Below are 8,652 nucleotides of genomic sequence, written 5' to 3' on the forward strand. Positions count from 1 at the left end.
AGTTTTTTGTGGTTTTAGTAGTATTGAGTTCCTTCAGTTTGTTTTTAGTTTTTTCTGGATGTCCTGCACATAGGATTTAAACTTCTTGTCCGTCTCAATCAGGTCTTCCACCGTTTGGCAAGCGTATATCACCGTGGAATGATCCCGGCCCCCGAAAAACGCGCCGATGGATTTCAGCGATGTTTTCGTGTGGTTTTTGGCTAGATACATCGAAATCTGGCGCGCCTGTACAATCTCACGCTTCCTAACCTTCGATTTGACCATTTCCACAGGCACTTCGAAATAATCGCATACCAGTTTTTGGATATAATCCATGGAGATCTCTTTCTGGGTATTCTTAATGAAATTCTTCAACATGGATTTGGCCAGATTGAGATCGATTTCCTTTTTGTTCAGGGTTGCTTGGGCTAACAATGATACCATGGCACCCTCCAGCTCCCGAACGCTGTTGTCAATTTGATTAGCAACATATTCAATGACATTATCAGGTAACTCTATCCCATCCGTATACATCTTTTTCTTGAGGATGGCCATGCGTGTTTCGAGATCCGGAGCTTGTATATCTGCTGAAAGCCCCCATTTAAACCGGCTTAACAACCGTTCCTCCAAACCGGCCAGATCTTTAGGCGGTTTGTCCGATGTAAGAATAATTTGCTTATTGGATTGGTGCAGATGGTTGAAGATATGGAAGAAAATGTCTTGTGTCCGTTCTTTCCCCGCAAAATTGTGTACATCATCCATAATGATAACATCCATCGCTTGATAGAAGTTGACGAAATCATTAATGGTATTGTTTTTAAGGGAATCTACAAATTGCTGGCAGAACTTTTCGCACGATACGTAAATGACGAGTTTGTCGGGCAGGTTGCGTTTTATTTCATTCCCTATGGCCTGTGCCAGGTGGGTTTTGCCTAAGCCCACGCCCCCGTATACCATCAGCGGATTGAATGATGTGCCGCCTGGTTTGCTTGCTACCGCATAGCCTGCCGACCGCGCCAGACGATTACACTCGCCCTCAATAAAGTTATCAAATGTGTAATGCTGGTTCAACTGCGGATCAACCTGCAGCTTTTTGAGCCCAGGAATTACAAACGGATTCTTGATGTCTTTATTTAGGGCTACAGGTATCGGGATTGACTGCTTTTTAGCTTCGGCCCCATTACCGCTTGAAGGAATGTTGGTGGTGTATGGGTTGCTTGTGGAGGATTTTTCCACTACAATATTATATTCCAACCGCCCGTTTTCCCCTAAATGCTTCTTTATGGTCTTGCGTAATAACCCCACATAATGCTCCTCCAGCCACTCATAAAAAAACAAACTCGGTACTTGAATAGTCAAAACGTTGCCTTCCAATCGTACGGCCTTCACAGGCTCAAACCAGGTCTTATAACTTTGTGCCGGAATATTGTCTTTGATAATCTGAAGACAGCTATTCCATACACTCGTGCTCGTTTTTTCCATTCGCTATTTCTTAATAAGTTGATTTACAATAAATGACCGAAAAAATGTTGATAACTTCTCCGTGAAACGAAGATGGCAAAAAAATATCAGCTAAAAAATTAAAAATAAAAATATCAAATACGATTTTGAAAATCAGCAAGTTGCACTATTTTTTGTGTAAAATTATAGCGCAAAATGTATGGCTTCAAAAATTCTCAACAATGGTGTTGGCAGTACCCAAAATTCTATTTTTTTAGGTGAAATTGGTCCTTATGCAGAGGGTATACGGCGCGGCTTTGAGGCGATCCAATTGATCGCCAGTACAGCTATTAATATCGTCAGTCCCATTACTTCCCGGGTTTCTTCTATCCAAGGTCGGTCTGCCTTCATGCTTTTCACTAAATCCTTGGCCGGGTGGTATTGAAACCAATCAATTACCCCTTGTTTGAAAAATAGAAAATAAAGAATGAACAATAGATAAACGAAAATTCCGGCACCGTAAGCACGGGGCCGGCAGCGGCCTTTGGCGGCTTCATAACATAGCCAAGCCCCGTACAGGTAAAGCGGGATCCAGATATATGGATCTGCATCATTGTATTGAACGGCCGCGCTGATTACAAATAGGATACAGAATGCAATATTGAACAGTTTCATTTTGAGGTAACTTAGCAAACCAAACTTAACAAAAAACGCGAGAAATTGTGAACGATAAAAAAATCCAAACTTTTTTCCGGTTCTTTGTCGTTATCAGTAAGAGAGTGCTGGGAGTGCTTGAGTCAATCAGGCTGAGATCACATCCCCGAACCTGATCTGGACAATGCCAGCGCAGGAAAAGCACATCGGTACAGCGAGAGTTGTACAAACCCTATTCCGGCTATGGCTGGAATAGGGTTTTTTGCTGGCGTAGGTTTTAGACTTCGGACGTTTCGTAAGCACTCATGGGCGGGCAAGCACAAATTAATGTTCTATCACCTTGTGAGTCGTTAACACGCCCAACAGTTGGCCAGAATTTATGCTCCCGCACAAACGGAAGGGGGAATGCTGCTTGCGACCGAGGGTAAGGCTTGTCCCATACATCGGCACTTACCATGGCCACCGTATGAGGGGCTCCCTTCAAAAGATTATGTTGCTTATCCGCTTGTCCTGTTTCAATGGCCGTGATTTCTTCGCGAATGGCAATGAGCGCATCGCAGAAACGGTCGAGTTCTGCCTTCGATTCCGATTCCGTAGGCTCTACCATCAAGGTCCCGGCTACGGGGAACGAAACAGTGGGCGCATGGAAGCCATAGTCCATAAGACGCTTGGCGATGTCGCTCACCTCCACGCCGGAGGCCTTAAAGGCGCGGCAATCCAATATCAATTCATGCGCACACCGTCCGTTGGCACCGGCGTAAAGTACCGGATAATGATTTTGCAGTCTTTCCTTGATGTAATTGGCATTCAGGATAGCAAAGCGAGTAGCGTTGGTAAGTCCTTCGGCACCCATCATGGCAATGTAAGCGTGGGAGATTAACAAGATGGATGCCGACCCCCAGGGTGCGGCAGATACCGCGCTGATGCCCTCTGATCCGCTTACTTCGATCACTGCGTGGTTCGGCAGGAAAGGCACAAGATGCTCCGCTACACCGATCGGCCCCATGCCCGGTCCTCCGCCGCCATGCGGAATACAGAAAGTCTTGTGGAGATTCAGGTGGCATACATCTGCTCCAATCAAACCGGGGCTGGTAAGCCCTACTTGGGCATTCATGTTCGCCCCGTCCATATAGACTTGGCCACCATAATGATGAATAATATCGCAAATCGTTGTAATAGGCTCCTCAAACACTCCATGCGTAGAAGGATAAGTAACCATCAACGCAGAGAGATTCGCTCCATGCAACTCCGCTTTGGCCCTCAGATCCGCAACGTCGATATTGCCTCGCTCATCGCAATTGACCACAACCACTTTTAACCCGGCCATGCTTGCTGAGGCCGGGTTGGTTCCATGCGCCGATGCGGGAATAAGCACCACATCACGATGACCTTCACCACGGCTCTCGTGGTAGGCGCGTATCACCATCAGCCCGGCATATTCGCCCTGCGCGCCGGAATTCGGCTGGAAGCTCACCTTGGCAAATCCGGTGATTTCGCACAGCCACTGGTTCAGTTCGTGGATAACTTCCATGTACCCGCCAACTTGGTCGGCCGGTGCGAACGGATGCAAATTGCTGAACTCCGGCCAAGTAACCGGAATCATTTCCGTAGTAGCATTGAGTTTCATGGTACATGAGCCCAACGGAATCATTGAATGGCAGAGCGAAAGATCTTTAGCTTCCAATGATTTGATATAGCGAAGCATCTCGTGCTCGGAATGGTAGTTGTTGAACACGGGGTGCGTTAGGTAATCCGATGTGCGTTGTAAGGCCCTCGGAATACCGGAAGAAACAGGTGCAGCAGCCACGTTTACATCACTGATAGTTTTGCCTTTTAGTTTCGCAAAAATGCCTACCAGCGTTTCGATGTCTTGGTATGTTGTGGTTTCGTCAATGGAAATGCCGGCAATGGTGCCTTGATAATGAAGATTGATGGCTTGGTTGAGGGCCTCGGCACGTAGCGGCCCTGCCAATTCTCCAAGTTCTATTCGCAGCGTATCGAAATATGTGCGGTTGAGCTGGGTATATCCTAACTGGCGTAGCGAGCTATCCAGCAATGCCGTCAGATCATGTATGCGTCCAGCAATATTTAAAAGTCCTTTTGGGCCATGATAAACCGCATAGAAGCCTGCCATGATGGCCAAAAGGGCCTGCGCAGTGCAGATATTGGAAGAAGCTTTGTCCCGGCGGATGTGCTGTTCGCGGGTTTGCAGCGCCATACGCAATGCATATTCGCCATTTGAATCCACAGTTACCCCGATGATACGCCCGGGGATATTTCGCTTGTACGCTTCTTTAGTGGCAAAATATGCTGCATGGGGCCCTCCGAAACCCATGGGAATACCGAAACGTTGGGTCGACCCAACGACTACGTCGGCTCCCCATTCGCCGGGCGGCGTGAGCAGGGTAAGGCTGAGCAAGTCGGCCACGGCGCATGTGGTAATTCCTTTGTTGTGGAGCCGTTCGGCTAAATCCCCGAAATCAGCGATGGTGCCGTCAGCACCCGGATATTGTACGAGCGTTCCGAAAATGTCGTCGTTGTCCGGTATTTCTTCCGGACTGCCCACGAGCAGCGTGATCCCGTATGACTGGGCCCGCGTGCGCAACACATCAAGGGTTTGCGGATAAATATTGCTGTCAACAAAATAAGTGTTTGCATTTTTGTTTTTACGGAGACCATATTGCATGAACATGGCTTCTGCAGCCGCGGTGGCTTCGTCCAGCAATGAGGCATTGGCGATTTCCATGCCAGTGAGGTCAATCACCATAGTCTGGAAATTCAGTAATGCCTGTAGGCGTCCCTGTGCAATTTCGGCTTGATACGGAGTATATTGGGTGTACCAGCCCGGGTTTTCAAATACGTTCCGCTGGATAACGCTCGGGAGAATGACATCGTAGTATCCCTGGCCGATATAGGATTTAAAAACCCTGTTTTTGGCCGCGACGGTTTTCATCCGGCGTAAATAAGCTGTTTCTCCCATGGCAGTCGGGAGCGCTAACGGCCTTTTCGTCCGGATTTTTGCCGGAACGGTTTCATCAATAAGTTGATCCAAGTGCTGGAGACCCAATGTATCCAACATCGCTGCGGTTTCATCGGCGCTGGGACCAATGTGCCGCTCTTCAAATTTTTCCTGAAAATGTACTTTGCTCATGAGGGTGTGCCACTACCGGGTGCAGCCATGGTGATTGATGTCAAGCAAGCGGTAGTTTTAGGCCGCAAAGATACGGAATTTACGCACAACAAAAAAAGCCGCACGGAGGCGACTTTTATATGGCGTTATGGAAACTGTACAGCGAACTAGGCCAGAATCCTTACCGGCTCTTCCAGCAACGATTTAAGCGTTTGTAGGAAAGCAGCCCCTGTTGCACCGTCCACCACGCGGTGGTCGCAACTAAGGGTCAGTTTCATGATATTTCCAGGCACCACTGCGCCGTTTTTCACAACCGGCACTTGCTGTATGCCACCCACGGCCAGAATACAGGCATCGGGTGGATTGATGATGGCGGTGAACTGATCGATGCCGAACATGCCAAGGTTTGAAACCGTGAATGTGGAGCCTTCCCAGTCTGAAGGCTGCAGTTTTTTGGCTTTGGCACGTTGTGCAAAATCTTTCACTTCAGCCGATATATGGGATAGGCTTTTTCCGTCGGCAAACCGTACCACAGGCACCAGCAACCCCTCATCAACAGCCACGGCTACCCCGACATTGACATGCTCATTATACCGGATTTTATCGCCTAACCAAGAAGCGTTGACGGCCGGGTGCTGCTTTAATGCCACCGCGGCAGCTTTGATAACCAGATCGTTGTATGACACTTTCAGTGGAGCGACCTCGTTAATTTTGGTGCGCGCAGCGATCGCACTGTCCATATCCACCTGGATAGTAAGGTAGAAATGCGGTGCCGTAAACAAGCTCTCTGAAAGGCGTCTGGCAATGGTCTTCCGCATCTGTGTAACAGGTTTTTCCGTATAGCGCTCCTCGCCAACGAATTGCGGGATGCTGATGGTGGCGGCGGCAGGCGTTTCCGCTGCTGCGGGAGCCGGAGCGGAATCCGCAGCGGGCTTAGCAGCAGGTGTGTAGGATTCGACATCCTTTTTAATAATCCGCCCGCCATCGCCCGATCCTTTAACCTCATGCAGGGAGATGCCCTTTTCTTTGGCTATCTTGCGGGCCAACGGAGAGGCTTTCACACGGGCGTCTTCCGATGTTGCATTGGCCTGCGAGTTTTCAGAAGCCTGCTGCGCAGGTTCGGCGCTTTTCTCCTCCTTTTCCGTTGGTTTTTCTTGTTTTTTGGGTTTTCCGTGCTGTTTCAGCAATGGAGCTACATCGGTGCCTTCTTTGCCAACAATGGCAATAATATCATTAACCTTCGCCGCTTGGCCCTTTTCCACGCCGATATATAGCAATGTGCCTTCTGCATAAGCGGTCACCTCCATTGTCGCCTTGTCGGTTTCCACATCAGCAATGACATCGTCACTCTTGATGGAATCGCCTACGTTGAAATGCCACTCGGCAATGACACCTTCGGTCATGGTATCGCTTAACAGGGGCATGGTGATGACGGTGGCGCCCAAAGATTCGGGGGTTACTTCATCATCTTCGCTCTCGTCGGTCTCTTCTGTGGCCTCCGGAGCTTCTTCGGCCTTGTCGCTTTCAGCGCTCTTTGATTCTGTGGCGGTATCCTTGCTGTCTTTTTTGTCGGTGCTCTCGCCCGCTAACAGCGCTTGGTAATCCTCTCCTTCTTCGCCCAATACGGCTATAACCGCATCTACAGGCACCGCTTCACCCTCTTTAGGGCCTATATATAATAATGTTCCTTCCTGATAGGACTCAAAATCCATGGTGGCTTTGTCGGTTTCCACCTCCGCTATCAAATCGCCGGAACTGACCTTATCGCCTACTTTCTTGTGCCACTTGGCGATCACCCCTTCAGTCATGGTGTCGCTCATTTTAGGCATTTTTACTACTTCAGCCATGTTGTATTGCGGTTAATACTTACTTAAACGTTAGTTAGCTACTTCTAATATCAATCAGTGATAAATGGATAATCTTCCTGCACGTATACATCTTTGTATAGTTCGTCCGGCTCGGGATAAGGCGATTCCTCGGCAAATTTGACACATTCGTCGATGGTCTTCTTTACTTCGGCCTCCACTTCGGCAAACCACTTTTCATCGGCGTATTTCTTTTCAGCGATGGTTGCTTTGGTGGTAATTAACGGATCACGCCCTTTGTATTCTTCCAGTTCTTCTTTGGTCCGGTACTTTGCCGGATCCGACATGGAGTGTCCCTTGTAACGGTAGGTGCGCATTTCCAGGAACGTAGGGCCATCACCTCGTCGGGCGCGCTGTACAGCCTCGTCCATTGCGTTATGTACAGCTACCACGTCCATGCCGTCTACCGGTGCGCTGGGCATGTCAAAACCAAGGCCCATTTTGTAGATATCAAGCATATTGGTAGTACGGGCTACTGACGTCCCCATGGCATATCCATTGTTCTCACAAACAAAAATTACAGGCAGTTTCCACAGCATAGCCATGTTCAACGCTTCGTTGAATGCGCCTTGCCGCACAGCTCCGTCACCCATGTAACATACGCACACATTGTCTGTTCCGTTGTATTTTTCAGCAAACGCAATGCCGGCGCCAAGCGGTATCTGGCCGCCCACGATGCCATGCCCGCCCATAAATTTATGTTCCTTACTGAAGAAGTGCATCGACCCACCTTTGCCCTTGGAGCACCCGGTTGCCTTACCAAAAAGCTCAGCCATGGCTGCATTGGCAGAAACGCCTTTAGCAAGTGCATGAGCGTGGTCGCGGTAAGCGGTAATCATCGAATCCTCGGGGCGTAACACCGACATGGCCCCGGCCACTACGGCTTCCTGACCGATGTAAAGGTGACAAAATCCCCTTATTTTTTGCTGTCCGTACAATTGTCCGGCCTTCTCTTCAAATTTACGCATGAGCAGCATGGATTTATACCACTCCAAGTAGGTCTCTTTTGTTATCGGTGTCGAACTCATTTCAAAGTGTTAGAATACCAAATTTTTGGAAGGCAAACTTAGATAAAATTGTTGTGATATGCAATTTACGGTGATGGCATTCTGCAATTTGGTTTGTTTCCGACAGTTGCCTATCGGTATTCGTTACAAAGTGCAGTGATTTTGTCCTCAGCAGTCTGTCGTTAGCGCGTTCGGTTTGCGTGCTGCTGATGCGCTCGCTGTGCTTAAGCTCTCCATTGGCTCTTGTTCTCATTCCGGTCAAAGTTAATAGTGGTTTAACAGGGGGTTGTCTAATCATCATCAATATCCTGTTAACAGTGGCAAAGCCGCAGCGCAAGTCATAAGGAGAGCCATAATTGGGGTAACGGATTAGCTATTCCCCGATAGCATAATACTTGAATCCGATTTTTCGGAGATAATTGCCGTCCAGGAGCTTTCTTCCGTCAAAGATGAAAGGGGGCTTCATCATGCTGTCTTTGATGCGTTTCCAGTCATAGGTTGTGAACTCATCCCATTCGGTGAGCAGTGCGATGGCATGTGCGCTGTTAGTTGCCTCATACGGGTCGCTGGCCACGGT

The 8,652-nt window shown here is 48.6% G+C and carries 7 protein-coding genes and 1 riboswitch; all 7 genes read right to left on the reverse strand.

Annotated elements, in window-relative coordinates; all coding sequences use genetic code 11:
* Nucleotides 1-33: 33 nt before the first annotated feature.
* The gene (gene dnaA / locus BM030_RS06040) at nucleotides 34-1,461 is read right to left on the reverse strand and encodes a chromosomal replication initiator protein DnaA (RefSeq protein ID WP_090972183.1); all 1,428 of its coding nucleotides are present in this window, start codon (nucleotides 1,459-1,461) and stop codon (nucleotides 34-36) included.
* A 249-nt stretch (nucleotides 1,462-1,710) separates the two neighbouring features.
* Complete coding sequence (locus tag BM030_RS06045; protein ID WP_090972185.1) at nucleotides 1,711-2,094, reverse strand: transmembrane 220 family protein; 384 nt, start codon at nucleotides 2,092-2,094, stop codon at nucleotides 1,711-1,713.
* 99 nt (nucleotides 2,095-2,193) lie between these two features.
* Nucleotides 2,194-2,290: riboswitch (TPP riboswitch) on the forward strand.
* A 60-nt stretch (nucleotides 2,291-2,350) separates the two neighbouring features.
* Nucleotides 2,351-5,224 carry an aminomethyl-transferring glycine dehydrogenase gene (gcvP, locus tag BM030_RS06050; protein ID WP_090972187.1) on the reverse strand — a complete coding sequence of 958 codons (2,874 nt, stop codon included), beginning with the start codon at nucleotides 5,222-5,224 and terminating at the stop codon, nucleotides 2,351-2,353.
* 146 nt (nucleotides 5,225-5,370) lie between these two features.
* Complete coding sequence (locus BM030_RS06055; RefSeq protein WP_090972189.1) at nucleotides 5,371-7,050, reverse strand: pyruvate dehydrogenase complex dihydrolipoamide acetyltransferase; 1,680 nt, start codon at nucleotides 7,048-7,050, stop codon at nucleotides 5,371-5,373.
* 50 nt (nucleotides 7,051-7,100) lie between these two features.
* Entirely contained in the window at nucleotides 7,101-8,096 is a 996-nt protein-coding gene (gene pdhA / locus BM030_RS06060) for a pyruvate dehydrogenase (acetyl-transferring) E1 component subunit alpha (RefSeq protein WP_090972191.1), read from the reverse strand.
* A 1-nt stretch (nucleotide 8,097) separates the two neighbouring features.
* On the reverse strand, nucleotides 8,098-8,376 hold the full coding sequence (locus tag BM030_RS06065) for a hypothetical protein (RefSeq protein WP_090972193.1): 279 nt from the start codon (nucleotides 8,374-8,376) through the stop codon (nucleotides 8,098-8,100).
* Nucleotides 8,377-8,448: 72 nt separating this feature from the next.
* Nucleotides 8,449-8,652, reverse strand: a 204-nt coding sequence (locus tag BM030_RS06070; protein WP_317615097.1) for a UDP binding domain-containing protein, incomplete at its 5' end; no start/stop codon positions are given.

The organism is Parapedobacter composti (assembly GCF_900112315.1).
GTDB lineage: Bacteria > Bacteroidota > Bacteroidia > Sphingobacteriales > Sphingobacteriaceae > Parapedobacter > Parapedobacter composti.